Origin of the sequence: Paenibacillus sp. Y412MC10 (genome assembly GCF_000024685.1) — a bacterium.
In the GTDB taxonomy this organism is placed as follows: domain Bacteria; phylum Bacillota; class Bacilli; order Paenibacillales; family Paenibacillaceae; genus Paenibacillus_AQ; species Paenibacillus_AQ lautus_A.
Genome location: NC_013406.1, coordinates 6878156 through 6895711 on the forward strand (window position 1 = coordinate 6878156; position 17556 = coordinate 6895711).

The window sequence follows — 17556 nt, forward strand, 5'->3', positions numbered from 1 at the left end:
TACATGTTGAACTATGTCGATACCAGACAGGGCACCAACAATCAATATACCTTTTCCAACGGGAATGCACTCCCTTACACGGGTGTGCCGTTCGGTATGAACCACTATGTCGTGCAGACCAAAAACGAAGGAAGCTGGTTCTTCAACCCCAATGACCGGATCTTCCAAGGCATTCGCTTGACGCACCAGCCGAGCCCGTGGATGGGCGACTTCGCCCACTTCCTGATGACTCCGATCGCAGACGACAAAATCAGGGGCTCCGTCTTCACCTGCCAAAGCTCCTATCGGCCGGAGGAAGCGATATTCAAGCCTCATTATCTCAAAGTGAAGCAGCAGCGCTACAACATCACCACGGAGCTGGTACCGAGCTGCTATGGCGCGTCGCTGCGCATCAAATACAATTCCGGGCAGCAGGCTGGCCTCGTGCTAAACATCCATAACCAAAGCGAGTTTCGGGTGGATGCTGCCCAGCGCCGAATCACCGGCTATGTCAGCAACTTCGCAGACTGTCACGATAAAGGATTCCGCATGTACGTGGCCATGAGCTTCAGCAAGGACGTGGATCTCTCTGCGACCGGTTACTACGACGCCGAAGGCCAGTTCTTCCCGGAGGTCGCTTTCGTCAATGCGGACCAGCATGTCGTCATTCGCTTCAAAGACTGTGAAAGGGGCACGCTGGATGTTAAGCTGGCGACCTCTTTCATCAGCCAGGAGCAAGCGGAGCTTAATCTGACGCGCGAGCTCGACACAACCTTGGACGAACAGAAAGAATTGGCGGCGGAAGCCTGGAATCATTACCTGAACAAAATCCGGGTCACTCACCCGAACGAGGAATATATGCGCACTTTCTATACCTGCCTTTACCGCATGTTCTTGTTCCCGCAGAAGTTCTATGAGCTCGATGCCGATATGGAGCCGGTTCATTACGACACAACGGCCCGATCCGTCAAGAAGGGCGTGCTCTATACCAATAACGGCTTCTGGGATACTTACAAGACCGTATATCCGCTCTATTCCATCATCGCGCCGAAGGAATATGAGGAAATGCTGGAAGGTTTCCTGAATTCTTACCGCGAGACCGGCTTCTTGCCAAAATGGCTGTCCCCGGATGAGCGCGGACTGATGCCGGGCACGCTTATTGACGCGGTCATCGCGGATGCGGCGGCTAAGGGACTCGCCCAGCATCTGCTGCCGGAACTGCTGGAGGCCATGCTGACCGCAGCCACCACGCAGAGCGGACAGAATTGTTATGGACGTCAAGGAACGCTGGACTACATCAAGTACGGTTACGTTCCGAGCAGCTATCATGAGAGCGTAAACCACACGCTGGATTACGCATACAGCGACTACTGCATCAGCCGCGTGGCCGATGTGTTGGGCCGGTCGGACATAGCCGCGCAGTACAGACAAAGCGCGCTCAACTATCAGAATATTTTTGATGCGGAGACCGGCTTCATGCGGGCCAAAGATCAGAACGGCCAGTTCCGTCCGAATTTCAACGACACGAGCTGGGGACTCGATTATGCCGAGGGAAGCGCTTGGCAAACCAGCTTTGCCGTATTCCAGGATTTCCAAGGCTTGATCGAAGCGTATGGTTCGAAAGAACGCTTTTTCGACAAAATTACCGAATTGTGCAACAAAGCGCCAGACTTCGACGTCCGGGGCTACGGCTTTGAAATTCATGAGATGAGCGAGATGGCCGCCATCGATTATGGCCAGCTGGCGATTTCCAACCAGCCGAGCTTCCATATTCCTTATCTGTTCAACTATGTAGGGCAGCCCGCATCATCCCAGGTGATCCTCAAACAGCTGATGTCGAACCTGTTCAACAGCGGCTTTGACGGCTTCCCGGGCGACGAGGATAACGGCAGCATGTCCGGCTGGTATGTGTTCAGCTCCATGGGCTTCTATCCGGTATGTCCGGGCAGCAATGAATATGTGCTCGGCATCCCGCTGTTCGACAGCGTGAGCATTGAGCTGCCAAACGGCAAACAGATGTTGATTCATACCGACAACAACAATCCGCAGTCCAATTTCGTGGCGAACGTGCAATTGGAGGGACAGGATTACACTAAACTGTACATTACGCATGAGGATATTCTGGCAGGCAAATCCCTCGATTTCCGTCTTGGATTGGCTCCAAGCTACCGTCATTACAGTGCGGAGGAACTGCCGTTCTCGATATCGAAGAAGTAAGAGCTTCAGCTTAACTCGCATCATAAGGGCATCCATCAGGTCAGCGGCCTGGGGGATGCCTTTTTTTTGCGTATCCAGTTTTCCAGCGCAATTCGTCATCATTGGAAGGCAGACCCGTGGGTCCCCTTCTCTAATATTGAAAATACAGGAATTTTCAAGATCACCTCGGGTAACAATACACATGATTCGCATTATGACCCAATTGCTAAGAAACTGCGGGGTGATTATCGGTGTGGTCCGTCATTGCGTCTTATATTCCGAAGTGGACGATATTTTTCCAAGCCTTTCTGCTCTTTTTTGTCCCCGTCGTGATGCTGATGTTCTCCAAATGGTTTCACAAGTCAATCAACTCAAGCTTTTCCCTAAAGCCTAACATCCCCTCTTCACCCGTGAGGGAGGATAGCGTCTCGCCAGACGCTTCCCTAACGGGACTTTACGACACGGATATCACGTCGGTTCGCCAAGCGATCGGTGACAATGCGGACGTGGAAATCAGAGAATTTACGATACGGGGCACGCGAACGCGGGCGGTCGTCGTATATGTGGACGGATTGCTGGATAGCGACCTCATCGACACCCATCTTATAAGACCCCTGATGCTGGAGGGGGTTCCGGAAACGGAGCACGACAACTTTAATGATTCGAGCGATGCCATCAAAGCCTACATCAGCAGCCAGATGCTGCCGGTATGTGAGATTAAGCATGTTCGTCAATTATTGGACCTTGTACAAGCCGTTCTTGCAGGCACGCCCTGTTTATTGGTGGATGGAATGCAAGGAGCCTTTTTGGTGGGGTCGGCGAAGGGAAAAAGCCGAAACGTAGAAGAGCCTCTATCGGAAGCCCTTCTTCGAGGTCCCCGTATCGGATTTACCGAAAGATTGTCAGACAATACAGGCCTGCTTAGGCTTCATGGAAAAAATGAAAGTCTTCAGCTCACCCGATTCGAGGTCGGAAACCGGGTAAAGAAAGATCTGGTCGTCGCCTACATGAAGGACATCGCCGACCCCAATCTGGTGGATGAAGTCGTTACGCGCATCCGGAAAATCGAAATCGACGACCCGCTGGAATCGGGATACATCGAGCAATTGATTGAAGAAAACGTCATGAGTCCTTTTCAGCAAATCCAAAATACCGAGAGACCGGACAGGGTCATCGGCGCTTTGCTGGAGGGGCGGGTAGCCATCCTTCTTGACGGCACGCCCTACGCGTTAATCGTGCCGGTCACGTTCAGCATGCTGCTCCAATCGCCTGAAGACTATTACGAGAGATGGATCTCGGGCTCCTTTGTCCGCTTATTGCGCTTTCTCTCCGCCCTTCTGGCGCTGCTGGCACCCGCACTGTACATTTCGTTTATTTCGTTTAATCCCGGGCTGATACCCACCAAGCTGGCGTTGACTATTATCGGGACGAGGCAGGGCGTGCCCTTTCCCTCGATCATCGAAGCGCTCATCATGGAGATCGCCATTGAAATTTTGCGGGAGGCCGGGATCCGGCTTCCGAAACCCATTGGACCTGCGATGGGCATCGTGGGCGGTCTGATTATTGGCGATGCTGCCGTAAATGCCGGAATTGTCAGTCCGTTTCTCGTTATTGTCGTAGCTGTAACCGCGATCTCCTCCTTCACGATCCCGGTCTACAGTGCCGGCATTACACTGCGCGTCCTCCGGTTTACCGCGATGTTCTTTGCGGCAGTGCTCGGTTTGTTCGGCGTCGTGATGTTCTTCCTTTTGCTGTGCAGTCATCTGGTCAGATTGAAGAGCTTTGGCGTGCCTTACGCAAGCCCCATGGTGCCTTACGGTATCAACGACTTGAAGGATTTCCTCATCCGCTTCCCCTTGAAGGTGATGAAGAAACGCCCCCAACTGTTAAAACCGCAGGATCCCGATCGTCGAAACTAATCATTCCAAGCACGAAATGAGGTGAGGACCATGAGCAGCTCCAGTTTACAGACCAAAGACCAAATTACCACTTCCCAGGCTGCCGTCATGATCATTAACTACATGCTGGGCGCCGGTATTCTCACGCTCCCGAGAACGACGGTAGAGGCTGCCAAAACCCCGGATGTATGGATATCCATTCTAATCTCCGGCATGATCATCATGCTGGCCGGATTCATCGTCGTGACGCTATGCCGCAGATTTCAGGGAAAAACCTATTTTCAATTCGTGCCCGAAATCACTGGTAAATGGGTGGCCTTCCTGTTGAGCTTGCTGGTCATTGCTTATCTCATTACCATTTCTGCTTTTGAAATCCGGGTGATGGCGGAAGTTACGGGGCTCTACCTGCTTGAGGGCACACCCGTATGGATCATCGTGATGACGTTTATGTGGATCGGTCTGTATTTGACCACAGGAGGGATCAACTGCATCGCCAGAATGTACGAGATCATTTTGCCCATTACGCTGTTGTTCTTCATTATTGCAATTATGCTGAGCAGCAGCATATTCGACGTCAAAAATTTAAGGCCGGTGCTTGGCTCGGGCATCATGCCCGTGCTGAAAGGGATTAAACCCTCGCTGTTATCGTTCACCGGTTACGAGATCATGTTTGTTGCCATGGCGTTCATGAAGTCGCCCAAGAAAGGCACCAAGGCTATGCTCGTCGGTATTACGGTTCCCATGGTGATCTATTTGATCACCGTCATCATGGTCATTGGCGGGCTCTCCATTCACGGCGTACAGAAGAGAACCTGGCCCACGCTGGACTTAATGCGGAGTTTCGAGATGCAGGGCTTGATATTCGAGCGCTTTGAATCCCTGCTGCTTGTCATCTGGATCATGCAAATATTCTCGACCTTTACGGTCGCGCATTACGCAGCCTCTCTAGGGCTCTCCCAGCTGCTGAAGAAGAATATACGCCCCATCCTCTTCATCATGCTTCCGGTGATCTTCCTGATCGCCATGGTGCCGAAGGATGTGTCGGAGACGTTCAAGCTGGGAGATACCGTAGGTTATATGTCGATATATTTATTCGGAGGACTGCCACTCATCCTATTATTGATCAGTAAGGCCCGCAAGAAAGGGGGGAAGCCGAAATGAACAGATATAAACGATGCGTGTCGATAGTAACGGCCAGCGTCCTGCTGCTGCTGACAACCGGATGCTGGAGCAGCAACGAGATCGAGGATGTCAGCGTCTATGTAGGTTTAGGACTGGATGCAGCGAATGAATCCCGATTCGAACGGGAGATCAACCAACAAGGGGCATCTTACCCCAAAAGGAAAGTGCTGACGGCGACGGTCCAGATCGTGCCCCCGATTACGAGCAAGAGCGAGAAACAAGGCGGATCCAGCTCGTCACCCCCAAGCAAGGCCTACCTGAATGAACAATTAACGGGAGATTCCCTTATTCAGATCTTCCGCCAATTTGCTCTGCGACGAGACCGTCCGCTGATCGGCCATCATCTCAAGGTCATCGTCGTTTCAAGCGAACTCGCCAAACGGTACAGCCTAGAGCAGATCCTTGATTTTATTCTCCGCGATAATGATATCCGCCCCAGCTGCATGGTGGTGGTGAGCCACCGGAGTGCACTTGAAGCATTGAGCTCCACCGAGCCCGGGGAAATTCCCGCTTTCTACTTGATGGGACTTGTGGACAACCGATATCGTTCCAACAAAATCCTTCCCCCGATGTCACTCATAAAGCTGGATAGCACCATGCAGTCGGGAGAGAGCTTCCTGCTGCAAAATGTCGTTACCGCGCAAAGCGAGCATAAATTCTCGGGTGCCGCCGTATTCAAAGGCAACACCAAGAAATTTATCGGGGAACTAAGCCAATATGATCTTGAAGGCTTATCCTGGATCAAGGAGGACGTGAAGGGAGGGGCGCTGAAAACGTACGCGCATAAAACCGGACATACCGTTATTTATGAGCCCAAGAATTCCCACAGCACCATTATCCCCAAGATTCAGGGAGACGAAATATCATTTCATATCAAGGTCCGTTCGGAAGGCAGATTAATTGAGGATTGGAGCTTTCCGGAGATTCCCACAACCGAGCAATATATGAGAGAGTTGGAACGACTGTTTGAAGAAGAAGCCCGTAAACAGATCGAACAGGTTCTGGATAAAATGCAGCATGTCTATCATGTAGACGTTGGGGGCTTTGCCGATCAGATCCGAATCAAATATCCAAAATTGTGGAAAAAAGTAGAGAAGGATTGGGATGAAACCTTTAGCCATATCCCAATTACGTATGAAGTCGACATGAAGATCACGGACTTCGGTTCCTCAACGGATTAAAGAGCGCTGACGCAATACCGTCAGCGCTCTTTTGCCTTGGCTTACACCAGAAACATTGCTACGACCGTGGTAACGGCAAGGCCCAGCAGCACCGGCTTCAGATTCCGTCTTGCCAGTTCGAACGGGCTGACCCCGCAGATGGCGGCGGCCGGAATCAGTGCCCACGGAATGAGCGTCCCGCCGCCTACCCAGATGGCGGCAACCTGGCCGAGCGCGGTCAGGGTAGCCGCCCCTGAGCCGATGGCCGTGGCAAACAACTGCGCGATCGAGCCGGCGAGCGATATGCCGGAGAAGCCCGAACCGTCCAGACCCGTAATGGCACCGGTGATCGTCAACGTCACCGAACCCACGGCGCCGTTCAGCGGTACTGCATTCGCAAGGGCAACCCCCAGGTCGTTCACGATCCCATGGGATGCTTCCGGAAGCACTTTGCCGAACAGATCGCTGAACGCAGCATCCCCCAGATAGAAGAAAGCCGCAATGGGAATGACGGGACCGAACACCTTAAATCCGAACATGAAGCCCTCAATCAAATACGAGGTGACCTTCTCCAAACCGCGGTTGCGATGAGCGACCAGCGCAATGACGCCGAGGATCAGGACGGCTGTTCCGCCTACCAGGGCCGTCGCATCTCCGCCTTGCAGCTTCAAGATGAACATGGCCGCGACGTCTGCCGCGAACAGGAGCAGGATCGCGATGGCCAGCCATTTTTTCATGCCGGGAGAAACGGCTGCAACGGTATCATCCTCATCGGTACGCGTGGTCAGCGCGTCTCCCGTGCTTTTGATGGAGACCAATCCATCCCTCCAGCTGCCATTGCGCTGATCTCTCTTCATCATCCAAAATGCCGCCACCGTCGTCACCAGCCCCATCACGATCACGAGCGGCACACTCGCGGCCATGACGCTGGCTACAGGCAATCCGGCTGCATCGGCAGTCAATTTAGGCGCGCCTTGAATGATATAATCTCCCGATAGCGCGATGCCGTGCCCGAACAGATTCATCGCCACGGCTGCTCCCAGGGCAGGCAAGCCGACCCGGATGGCAACGGGAAGCAGGACCGCTCCGATCAACGCCACCGCCGGTGACGGCCAGAAGAAAAAGGAGGTGACCATCATGATGATCCCGATGCCCCAGTAAGCCATAGCCGGAGTTCGGAGAAAACGGGTTAACGGGGCTACCATCGTCTCGTTGATCCCCGTCTTGATCAAGACCCGGCTCATCGCCACGATAATGGAAATAATCATGATCGTGCCCATCAGCTCTTTGGTCGCGTAGATAAATGAATTAAATACGCCGGAGACCGAGCCGCTCAGCGTCTCCGTTGCCAGAATGCCAAGCGCGAATATTCCGGTAATGCAAACCAGCGTCGTATCGCGCCGCCGGATCAACAGCGTCATGATCAATACGATAAACGCCAGGTAAACCCAGTGAATCGCGGTTAGATGAATTCCCATATGAAGCCACGCCCTTTCCCAGGCAGCAGGTTTTGTGTGACTACATCTTATGCATGGGCCTGGGCAAGGGTTCATGACCCGTACTTATCATACGCTTACGGATCTCCGGGAAGGGTGTGGTATAGTGAATGCAAGCCCCTGCTTTGCGTTAAAGGAGTTGATGACATGTATACCATTCTGATTGTGGAAGACGATGAACGAATCGCGGATAAACTAAGGTCAGCGATCTCCAAATATGATTTCAACGTACGGATTATCGAAGATTTCAACCGCGTGATGGACATTTTTGCGGAGACGAAGCCGGATCTGGTTCTGCTGGACGTCAATCTGCCGAAATACGACGGATTCTACTGGTGCCGGCAAATCCGCACCCAATCCCACTGCCCGATCATCTTCATCTCGGCACGCGACAGCGGCATGGACCAGATCATGGCGCTCGAAAACGGGGCCGATGATTATATTACGAAGCCGTTTGACATGGAGCTTGTCCTGGCCAAAGTCCGCAGCCACCTGCGCCGCGCGGTCGGCGCCTATGCCTCCGGCCAGGAGGAGGAGCCTACCGTTGAAAGCGCCGGCCTCCTCCTGTATCCCGAGCGACTCCTCGTGACCTATGGAGACCGTTCGGCCGAGTTAACTCAGAAGGAAGCTGCCCTGCTGACGATGCTCATGGAAAAAGACGGCCGCGTGGTCAGCCGCGAGCGGCTCCTGGACCTAATGTGGGAAGATCAGCACTTCATTGACGACAATACGTTGAATGTTTATATTACGAGGGTTCGCCGCAAGCTTCGTGAACTCGGAGCCGGGGATCTCATCGAAACCGTCCGGGGAGCAGGCTACCGGTTCATGACAGGCAAGGAGACCCTATGAAACTTTTTTTGAGGGAGCACCTCCCGCTCATGCTGTTTTTTGCCGTTCAAATGCTGCTTGTCCCCCTGCTGTACTGGCTTACCGGTGAAGGCAGACCCTTTACTGTCGTACTATACGGGGTACTGTTGAGCAGCGTCGTGCTGCTGGTCTATCTGGTGTACCGGTATCTCTCTCATCGCACGATGTATCAAGAGCTTTCCAGCCAGGAACTTTCGGAGGAGTTCTCCAATCCTCCTCTGGGCGATGCGCCGCTGCCGGAAGCGATCCACGAGCGGATCAGCCATTATGAACGCTTATACCGGGAACAGCTGCATCGGCATCAAAGCGGAACCGACCAGCATCTGGCCTTCGTCAACCGCTGGGTTCATCAGATGAAGACCCCGCTGTCGGTGATTCAATTAACGCTCGATGAAGTCGAAGAAGCACCCGCCGAACATATACGGGAAGAGCTTGAACGAATACGCAAAGGCCTCGAAATGGTGCTCTATACCGCACGCCTGGACCGGTTCGAGCAGGACTTCGCGGTAGAAGCCGTCGGACTCCGTGCCGCGGTCAGCGAATCCGTCGTGGAGAACCGAAAGCTATTCATTCGCAAAGGGATTACCCCGGTGTTTCGCATCGATGATCGGATCTCCGTCTACACGGATGCCAAATGGTTTCGATTTATGCTGGGTCAAATTCTGACAAACGCCGTGAACTACTCCGGCAGCCCCGGCAAGAAGATTCAATTCACTGCAGAAGAAGCAGGGAAACACATCAAACTTCGTATCCGCGATGAGGGGATCGGCATTGCACCGGAGGACATCAACCGGGTATTCCATCCCTACTTCACCGGCGAGCGCGGCCGGCAATATCATGAATCCACCGGCATGGGCCTGTATCTAGTCCGTGAAATCGCCCATAAGCTTGACCATTCCGTCGAACTGGAATCCACGCTCGGTGAGGGAACCACCGTTATCTTAACGCTGCGCACTGCAGCAATCCAAGGCACATCTTTTTCATAGGTGTGCCTTATTTTCATGGGGCGGTTAAGCTTAAACTTCATGCCGGCATCTCAGGATACGAACAGAATATGCGAACATAACCTTATGGCAGATGTAAGCTCCGTTTCACCTAAATCCATAGCAGGAGCATGTCGGTATGCGGTAGAGTTAGGCTACACTGAGAGGTTGTTCAAAAAATTCGCCTTTTGATAAGAAAACCAATCGAGGCCAATCAAGGATGAGCGACCGCGATTCAAAGGTAGGTTTTCTTGCGATATAGAATTTCATCAGCTCTGCTGATAACGAATAAATTCTATATCTAACACGAAGGGAGTCAAGAAGTAACTCGGCATCGAATCTTGAATTCAGCCGGGCCTTCCGGTGCTCACGTACCCAAAACGTACGCTCCGCTCCTCACTCCCTAGTTTCATCCAACCTTCTCGGTGCTGAAAATCCGACTTTTTGAACTCGCACAATAACAAGGTTATAGAAAGGAGCCTATGGATTTATGGATATTCTTGAAGTAAAGGCTTTAAACAAAGTATATGCGGGCAAAGTGGCGACACAAGCTCTTACCGATATTCATCTCACCATCAAAGAAGGAGAATTCGTCGGCATCATGGGGCCATCCGGCAGCGGCAAAACCACCCTGCTGAACATGGTATCCACCATCGATCGCCCCAGCTCGGGCGAGGTCAAGATCGGGGGAAGCAATCCTTACGCCATGAAAAAAAGCGAGCTTGCCCATTTCCGCCGCAGACAGCTCGGCTTTGTGTTCCAGGATTTCAATCTGCTCGACACGCTAACGGTTGCCGAGAATATCGTGCTCCCGCTTACGCTGGACCGCCGTCCACTAAAGGACATGGAATCGCTGCTGCAGCAAACCGCTTCGCGGCTTGGCATCCGGGAAATTCTGAATAAACGCGTGTACGAAATTTCGGGGGGCCAAAGGCAACGCACCGCGATTGCCCGGGCGATCATCGGCTCGCCCCTGTTACTGCTTGCGGATGAGCCTACGGGAGCGCTCGATTCCAACTCCTCTCGGATCGTGATGGAGTCGCTCGCCGAGATCAATGAGCGGGATCGTACCACTTTAATGCTGGTTACGCATGATCCCCTGGCCGCAAGCTATTGCAACCGCATCGTTTTTATTAAAGACGGCAAGCTTGCCGCCGAGATTCACCGCGGAGAGAACCGGCAGGCCTTTTTCCAAAAAATCATCGATACGCTATCGTTCTGGGGAGGGAATACAAGTGAGCTTTCCTCAATTCGCGTTTAATAACGTCCGGCGGAATGCTCGCCAATACTTCGCTTACCTGCTGAGCAGCTCATTCATGGTCATGATTTTCTTTACGTACGCGGTATTCATCTACCATCCGGCCATCGAGAATTCGCCCATGGGCGCGATGACGCGTACGGGAATGACGATTGCCACGGTGATCGTCTATGTGTTTGCCTTCTTGTTCGTTCTGTATTCGATCAGCGTATTCCTGAAGTCGAGAAATCGGGAATTCGGCATTCTGACGATTCTGGGAGCGGAAGCCAAACAGATCAATTGGCTGATTTTCCTGGAGAACATTCTGATTGGCGCCATTGCCATCGTAACGGGCATCGCCAGCGGAATGCTGTTATCCAAGGTGTTCCTGCTCATCAGCACCAAGGTGATCGATATGGACGAGCTGCCATTCTATTGGCCGGTCAAAGCGATGCTGCTGACCGCAGGTGCGTTCGCTGCGCTGTTTCTCGTCATTTCGCTCTTTACCTTGTTATTTATCCGGAAGAATCAAGTTCTGGAGCTTCTCAAAGGCACCAGCAAACCGAAAACCGAACCGAAAGCCAATCTGTTCCTGGCCCTCTTGGGCGTGGTGCTGCTTACCATCGGCTTTACCGTCCTTCGTGTCAAAGCGTTAGACCCTGCGGGATTGATAATCGCTGCGGCAACCGGAATTATGGGCACGTATTTCTTCTACTCCCAGCTATCCGTGTGGATTGTCCGCATGCTGCAGCGAAATCGCAGGACCACCTGGAAAGGAACAAACCTGCTGTGGATTTCCGAAATGAGTTACAAGATTAAGGATAATGCCCGCATGCTGTTTCTGGTCACGGTTGTGGTAGCGCTGGCTTCCATGAGCACCGGATTCGTACTGGCCATGCAGCAATCGATCAAATCGGTATATTTGGATAACCCGTACGCGCTTAGCTACAGCTACTATAACAATGACGACGAGACTAAGGTGCAGGACGAATTGGCCCTGATTGAAAATCGTCTGCAAATAGAAGGGCTGGAGTATAAACGGGCGGAGGTCGGAACCATCTACTATCGCTTGTCAGCGAATGGGGAGGACTCCTTACACATCATGCCGCAATCCCAATACGACCGTTTGGCTGCTATGTTGAATACCAAGCCGGCCGGGACACTCGGCGAGAATGAAGCCTTATTGACGGAAACCCCGAATGCAGCGAGGAAGAGTAAAGGGAAGCTAACGGAAGCAGATATCGAACTATCCGGCCAACCCTACTCCTTCATCTTGGAAAACCGCACAGACCGGATTGCGGCTCTGGTATATAGCGGCAGGTTGCTGGTCGTTACGGACACCATGTTTGAAGAGCTGAAGGGCGGGAACAAAGCAAATAAAATCAGTGTGAATCATACGTATCCGTTTATTCTTCCCGATTCCCAAGGACTCCCCGAGAAGGATGATCCCGAAACCAAGCTCGGCCTTGAGCTGTCGGAGTGGAACGGAAGTGCAATCAGAGAAGGTTATATAGAATCCAGGGCGGAGAACTATTACGTCAATAAACAGGGATTTTCGTTATTCAGCTTTATCGGGGTGTTTGTCGCCCTGATCTTCTCGATCTCAACCGCAAGCTTCCTGTATTTCAAACTGCATACAGAGCTTTCGGCCGATCAGGCGATGTACCGTTCCCTGTCCAAGATCGGACTCAGCGCGCGAGAGATGAACATCTCCGCAACCATACAGATTGCCGTGCTATTCTTTATTCCCATCCTTGTTGCAGCCCTGCAGTCCTTGGTCGTGCTCGACCCGATTCTAGGCTACCTGGATGTCCCGAATGTAAACGGACCTGTAATGGCAGCATCATCGGCATTCTTAGCCGCCCAAATGATATATTTCCTGATCGCCAGAGCCCGTTATATTAAATCCGTGAACAGGATGATGGTGTGATCATGCATGCAGGACAACACGACGCTGCGACTCGGTATCGCCCTGCCCTTGAAAAGACACGCTTGCACTTTTTGGACCAATTCAGGGGGTTTGCCCTCCTTGGACTGCCGTTTGTCAACGTGTTGGGACTCTGGCTCATCGACACACCCGAAACGGCAGCTGATTATTGGCTCCAGCGAGGACTTAACTTTTTTGTGGAAGCCCGATTTTATACCATCTTCACGTTTCTGTTCGGACTTGGATTCTACATGTTTCTATCACGAAGCGCTACAATGGGCGGAAAGCCAAGACTTCGGCTGTATATTCGCCGGTTAGCGATTCTGGTGCTGATCGGCTTCATCCATCAGCAGTATCAATCGGGGGAAGCATTATTCTATTATGCGGTTGTTGGCCTGCTTACGGTTCCTCTCTACTGGGCTCCGCGGAGGGTTAACCTTCTCATCGGATTGGCGGGGTTTGTTCTGGCGGCCGTTACGGGCGTCAAACTCCTCACCATCCCTTTCCTGATCGTATTAGGTCTAGCTGCTGGCCAATATCGATTACTTGATGCGATCAACAAGGGATTAAGATTAAGATTACGCTCGTTGCGCATGATTTGGATACCGTCTCTGTTAGGAACGATTTTGGCCATCGGTATCATGTGGTGGGTAGCGCCTTCCGAGCCGATGCCATCGTTTCTGTTCGAGGTAGCAGGCGAGTCGCCGTCGCCAACCATGGAAGCCGCCTTCACTCTGGCACATATCGGGGTGGCGACAGGCCCTCTCGTATCCGTATTTTATCTAAGCTCTCTCTTAATGCTTGGACGTACCCGCGTAGGTGCGAAGATGCTGTATCCGTTACAGGCATACGGGCGCATGGCGCTTACCAACTACATTGGGCAAACCGTCTTTCTGGTAGGCATTCAGCGCTTCATGCTGAACACCACACCGACGACTTATGCCGTGTCCTCGCTCGTTTCCCTGGGGATTGTGATATTTCAGATCATAGCCAGCCAAGTGTGGATGCGTTGGTTCCAATATGGACCTTTGGAATGGTTGTGGCGATGCGGTACCTATTGGACCCTCGTGCCGATTCGCAAACAAACAGGAGACCTATAGGTCCCCTGTTTTTTGGTTTGTCTTTGCCCGATGACGGAATCGATGATAATCCTTAATTTCGGAAGCAGCCGTGCTGCAAGGTTTTCCAAGTATTCTCCCCACGCTGCTGCCCAGCTTGATCCGCCATTCCTTCTACCTCATCCGCCGCTCTAAACGCCGTATTTCCTCCTCGATCACAATCATACCCGCCTCGATTCGGGGTTTCTCCACCCCGATGATACATAACCGAATCCGGTCATTGCCCTGATTCTCAGGCAGCAGATGTTGATCCACGTTCGTAACCGAGATACCTCTCTGCAGCAAGCGATCCTGAAGTGCGGATGCCTTTACATACTGGGGCAGCCGGATGGTGATGAACACGCCGGAGGAGGGGCACGTATAGTGAATGCCGCTGCCGAAGACACGGGCACATACCTCGATGGCATAGCGCATCTTCTCCCGGTAATGCTCCCGGATGCGGGCTGCATGGCGTTTGTACATGCCGCTCTTGATATAAAGTTCAAGCGCGCCTTGGGAGAGGATCGGCGACGATATGTCTGCGGCGTTTTTATGCCTAATAAACGGATCCAACAGCCGATCCGGAAGAAGGACGGCGCCCATTCGAATGCCTGGCAGGATCGTCTTCGAGAAGCTTTTGACATAGATGACATGGTCCGACTGATCCAGTGCGTACAAAGGGTCTGCCTTCGAATCCTCCTCCAGGTCCGCCAGATAATCGTCCTCCACGATATAGACATCATACTGCCGGGCGAGATCCGCGATACGCCTCTTCTGCTCCAGCGAATACGAGGTGCCTAACGGGTTGAGGAATCGCGGCACCGTGTAGAACAGCTTGATCTGTCCGCTGCGAAAATAAGACTCCAGCACCTCCAGGTCGATACCATGCTCATCCCGATGGATGCCGATCACCGGACAGCCTGCAACGTGCGCCGCCGCCAAGAAACCGAAATACGTCGGCTGCTCCACCAGGACCGCCCGTCCCTCGCCCGGGAAAGGCATGCGCGTCAGGATCGAGAAGGCCTGCTGAGCCCCGGTCACCACAGCGATCTGATCAGGTTTAGCGAACATTTGCTGCGCGTGGAAATACCTGCTCAGTTCGTTCCTTAACGAAAAGATCCCCTGTGGATCGGTGTAACCGAACAGTTCCTCCTTGTATAAGGAAATCGCCTTACGCAGGCAGTGCTCCATCTCCTGAAACGGCAAAAAATCGCCCCGGGGCGTCGTTGAGGCGAAATCAATCGGCCCGCTTTCCGTCCGCGCAGAGGCTCGGCCCCTCCCCTCCACGAGATAGTATCCGCTTTTGGGCACCGGGTAAATGATATCATCGTGCTCCAAGGTCTGATACGCACGAACGACCGTATTGGGACTGCAGGAGAACATTTTGGCCAAGGCTCTGACCGATGGCAGCTTATGACCTGATCGGATATGCCCCCTCTCCACTTCACGGATCATATGGGCAACAATTTGTTCGTGCTTCGTGTCCATCCCGCTTATCCCCCTGTATTGATACAGTTGCTCTAAATTGTCCTGTTCATTTCCGACTCCATGATTAAAATTAGCTTATTGCATGACATAGCGGAAGTAAAGACTTGGGAGAGGGGCTGACGGGGTTGCGATGAAAAGAGACCGGGGTTATGCATGGGTCATTCTCATATTTCTATGGATGCTAGGGTTTGCGGCGGCCATCAGCCGGTTTGTCATGTCTTATTACCAGCACGAAATGGCAAGGGATTTAAGCGTCGACCTCACCTTTATCAGCTTCACCTGGTCCGTTAACATTGCCGTTGCCGCCATCTGTTCTCCGCTCGGCGGATGGTTGACCGATCGATACGGTCCCAAAAAAATGATGCTCCTGAACGCCCTGTTTGGCGTGATGTCCATGCTGACCGTGCTTACGTTTCGTCATCCGGCGGGATTCTTCCTGGGGCTCGGGCTGCTCTCCGGCCTCTCCGGCATGGCTGCAAGTACAGGTTATGTCGTGGTCACAAGCTGGTTCAGCCGCCATAAAGCGAAGGCACTCATGATCATGACCAGCGCGAGCTCGCTCGGCCTGGCCATTCTGACGCCTCTATTTGTAAGCAACCGGGACTGGCTCGATTGGACAACGGCATTCACGTTCACCTTATGGATCACGCTTGTATCCATACCGCTCACCTTGCTTATCATGAAAGAACGAAAGCGCGAAGAGCACGAAGCCGACCCCTCCGCTGCTGAATTGCCCCCATCGGCTGGGAGGCCACGGATCCTCCCGATCGCCAAGGAGATGGTAACCAGCCGCACCGTACTTCTGGTGATCTTCGCTTTGTTCACATGCGGCTTCAGCATGGGAACGGTTGAAATGCACCTGATGGCCATCCATCGCCATCATCAGATCAGTTCGGTAATGTTCACGTCCTCACTGAGTATTCTCGGTTTGCTTGAGCTGACAGGCGGACTGCTGTTTGCCTTCCTCCTGGACCGGATGTCGAGGAGTTTGGCCTTGTCCTTCCTGTACGTATTTCGAATCGTGGCCTTTATGGTGCTGTATCTGCACTTCAGCGCCTCTCCGATCCTCTTCTCGTTCATCTTCGGAGCCAGCTATTTAGGCGCCATTCCGGGCGGTATTCTGGTAGCCGGCGAGGCCATGGGCCATCGCTCCGTTGGATTGCAGGCCGGAACGCTGCTTATTTTCCATCAGGCGGGCGCCGTTCTCGGCTCCTTCTCCGGCGGATTCCTGTATGACCTTACGAACAGCTACCAAGCGCTGATCGGGATCAACTTGATATTCAGCGTTCTGTCGGCCACGGGCTATTACCAGATTCATCGTGCGTCGAATCGAAGGCGTTCCGTTCCAGGCCAGCCGGGCGGCGCCAGCTTAAAAAAATCACTATAGGCAGGTGTTCTTGATGAAAATGGCTTTCATTCTATTCCATGGCATGACGGCCCTGGACCTGATCGGCTTCACCGAAGTCATGACCCGGCTTGCCCGCATCCGTCCCGAAGCGGATATATCCTGGGATTATTGCGCGCTGAGCACGCAAATTACCGATGATCGCGGATTGGCGTATGTCGTATCCCGGGTCAAACCGGATCTTTCGGAATACGATCTGGTCTTCGTGCCTGGCGGCTTTACCACGAGGGAGCTGAGATATGACCCCGATGTGCTGACTTGGCTCCAGACCGCCCGGGAAGCCAAACATCTCGTATCCGTCTGCACCGGATCGCTGCTTCTGGGCGCGGCCGGCTTGCTGGAGGGCAAGCGGGCTACCACCAACGCTTCGGCTTACGAACTGTTGACACCCTACTGCAAGGAAGTTGTTCAAGCACGCATTGTACAGGACGGCCGTCTCTTTACGGGCAGCGGAGTGTCATCGTCTATTGATCTCGGCTTATATGTGCTCGAAAGGCTAACCGATGCAGCGACAGCAGAACGGGTCCAGACGGATATGAGCTACCCCTATTACCGGACGGGAACTTCATCCGCCGTATATCATGCGAAGACAGGCATGTAAATCCGGATGCGGCGACCGGGGAACTTGCCCTATATTATGG

Annotated in this window: 13 protein-coding genes; 11 read left to right on the forward strand and 2 right to left on the reverse strand. The window is 52.9% G+C overall.

The window, feature by feature from the left end:
- Positions 1 to 3 precede the first annotated feature (3 nt).
- The 4 genes from GYMC10_RS30430 to GYMC10_RS30445 all read left to right on the forward strand — a co-directional run bounded on the left by GYMC10_RS30430 (position 4) and on the right by GYMC10_RS30445 (position 6436).
- Entirely contained in the window at positions 4 to 2196 is a 2193-nt protein-coding gene (locus GYMC10_RS30430; protein WP_015737938.1) for a GH92 family glycosyl hydrolase, read from the forward strand.
- A gap of 230 nt (positions 2197 to 2426) precedes the next feature.
- Positions 2427 to 4094 (forward strand): spore germination protein, encoded by a 1668-nt coding sequence (locus GYMC10_RS30435; protein ID WP_015737939.1) that lies wholly within the window; start codon positions 2427 to 2429, stop codon positions 4092 to 4094.
- 30 nt (positions 4095 to 4124) lie between these two features.
- On the forward strand, positions 4125 to 5234 hold the full coding sequence (locus tag GYMC10_RS30440) for a spore germination protein (protein ID WP_015737940.1): 1110 nt from the start codon (positions 4125 to 4127) through the stop codon (positions 5232 to 5234).
- Complete coding sequence (locus tag GYMC10_RS30445) at positions 5231 to 6436, forward strand: Ger(x)C family spore germination protein (RefSeq protein WP_015737941.1); 1206 nt, start codon at positions 5231 to 5233, stop codon at positions 6434 to 6436. The genes GYMC10_RS30440 and GYMC10_RS30445 overlap by 4 nt, the downstream gene beginning before the upstream one ends.
- Positions 6437 to 6477: 41 nt before the next feature.
- Here GYMC10_RS30445 and GYMC10_RS30450 read toward each other — a convergent pair whose 3' ends face one another.
- Complete coding sequence (locus GYMC10_RS30450) at positions 6478 to 7893, reverse strand: hypothetical protein (RefSeq protein ID WP_015737942.1); 1416 nt, start codon at positions 7891 to 7893, stop codon at positions 6478 to 6480.
- 165 nt (positions 7894 to 8058) lie between these two features.
- Here GYMC10_RS30450 and GYMC10_RS30455 point away from each other — a divergent pair, with 165 nt between their 5' ends.
- The 5 genes from GYMC10_RS30455 (at position 8059) to GYMC10_RS30475 (ending at position 14025) form a co-directional block, all read left to right on the forward strand.
- A complete protein-coding gene (locus GYMC10_RS30455) occupies positions 8059 to 8760 on the forward strand; it encodes a response regulator transcription factor (RefSeq protein ID WP_015737943.1) in 702 nt (233 codons plus the stop codon).
- The gene (locus tag GYMC10_RS30460; protein ID WP_015737944.1) at positions 8757 to 9764 is read left to right on the forward strand and encodes a sensor histidine kinase; all 1008 of its coding nucleotides are present in this window, start codon (positions 8757 to 8759) and stop codon (positions 9762 to 9764) included. Before GYMC10_RS30455 ends, GYMC10_RS30460 begins: the two co-directional genes overlap by 4 nt.
- A 487-nt stretch (positions 9765 to 10251) precedes the next feature.
- Positions 10252 to 11022: an ABC transporter ATP-binding protein gene (locus tag GYMC10_RS30465; RefSeq protein WP_015737945.1), complete on the forward strand. Its 771-nt coding sequence runs from the start codon at positions 10252 to 10254 to the stop codon at positions 11020 to 11022.
- Complete coding sequence (locus GYMC10_RS30470) at positions 10997 to 12928, forward strand: FtsX-like permease family protein (protein WP_015737946.1); 1932 nt, start codon at positions 10997 to 10999, stop codon at positions 12926 to 12928. Before GYMC10_RS30465 ends, GYMC10_RS30470 begins: the two co-directional genes overlap by 26 nt.
- A gap of 2 nt (positions 12929 to 12930) precedes the next feature.
- The gene (locus GYMC10_RS30475; RefSeq protein WP_015737947.1) at positions 12931 to 14025 is read left to right on the forward strand and encodes a DUF418 domain-containing protein; all 1095 of its coding nucleotides are present in this window, start codon (positions 12931 to 12933) and stop codon (positions 14023 to 14025) included.
- Between the two features lie 132 nt (positions 14026 to 14157).
- Here GYMC10_RS30475 and GYMC10_RS30480 read toward each other — a convergent pair whose 3' ends face one another.
- The gene (locus GYMC10_RS30480) at positions 14158 to 15510 is read right to left on the reverse strand and encodes a PLP-dependent aminotransferase family protein (protein ID WP_015737948.1); all 1353 of its coding nucleotides are present in this window, start codon (positions 15508 to 15510) and stop codon (positions 14158 to 14160) included.
- 130 nt (positions 15511 to 15640) lie between these two features.
- Between GYMC10_RS30480 and GYMC10_RS30485 the strand changes: the two genes are divergently transcribed.
- Both GYMC10_RS30485 and GYMC10_RS30490 read left to right on the forward strand, forming a co-directional pair.
- Positions 15641 to 16897 carry an MFS transporter gene (locus tag GYMC10_RS30485; RefSeq protein WP_015737949.1) on the forward strand — a complete coding sequence of 419 codons (1257 nt, stop codon included), beginning with the start codon at positions 15641 to 15643 and terminating at the stop codon, positions 16895 to 16897.
- 13 nt (positions 16898 to 16910) lie between these two features.
- Positions 16911 to 17516 carry a DJ-1/PfpI family protein gene (locus GYMC10_RS30490; RefSeq protein ID WP_015737950.1) on the forward strand — a complete coding sequence of 202 codons (606 nt, stop codon included), beginning with the start codon at positions 16911 to 16913 and terminating at the stop codon, positions 17514 to 17516.
- Positions 17517 to 17556 lie beyond the last annotated feature (40 nt).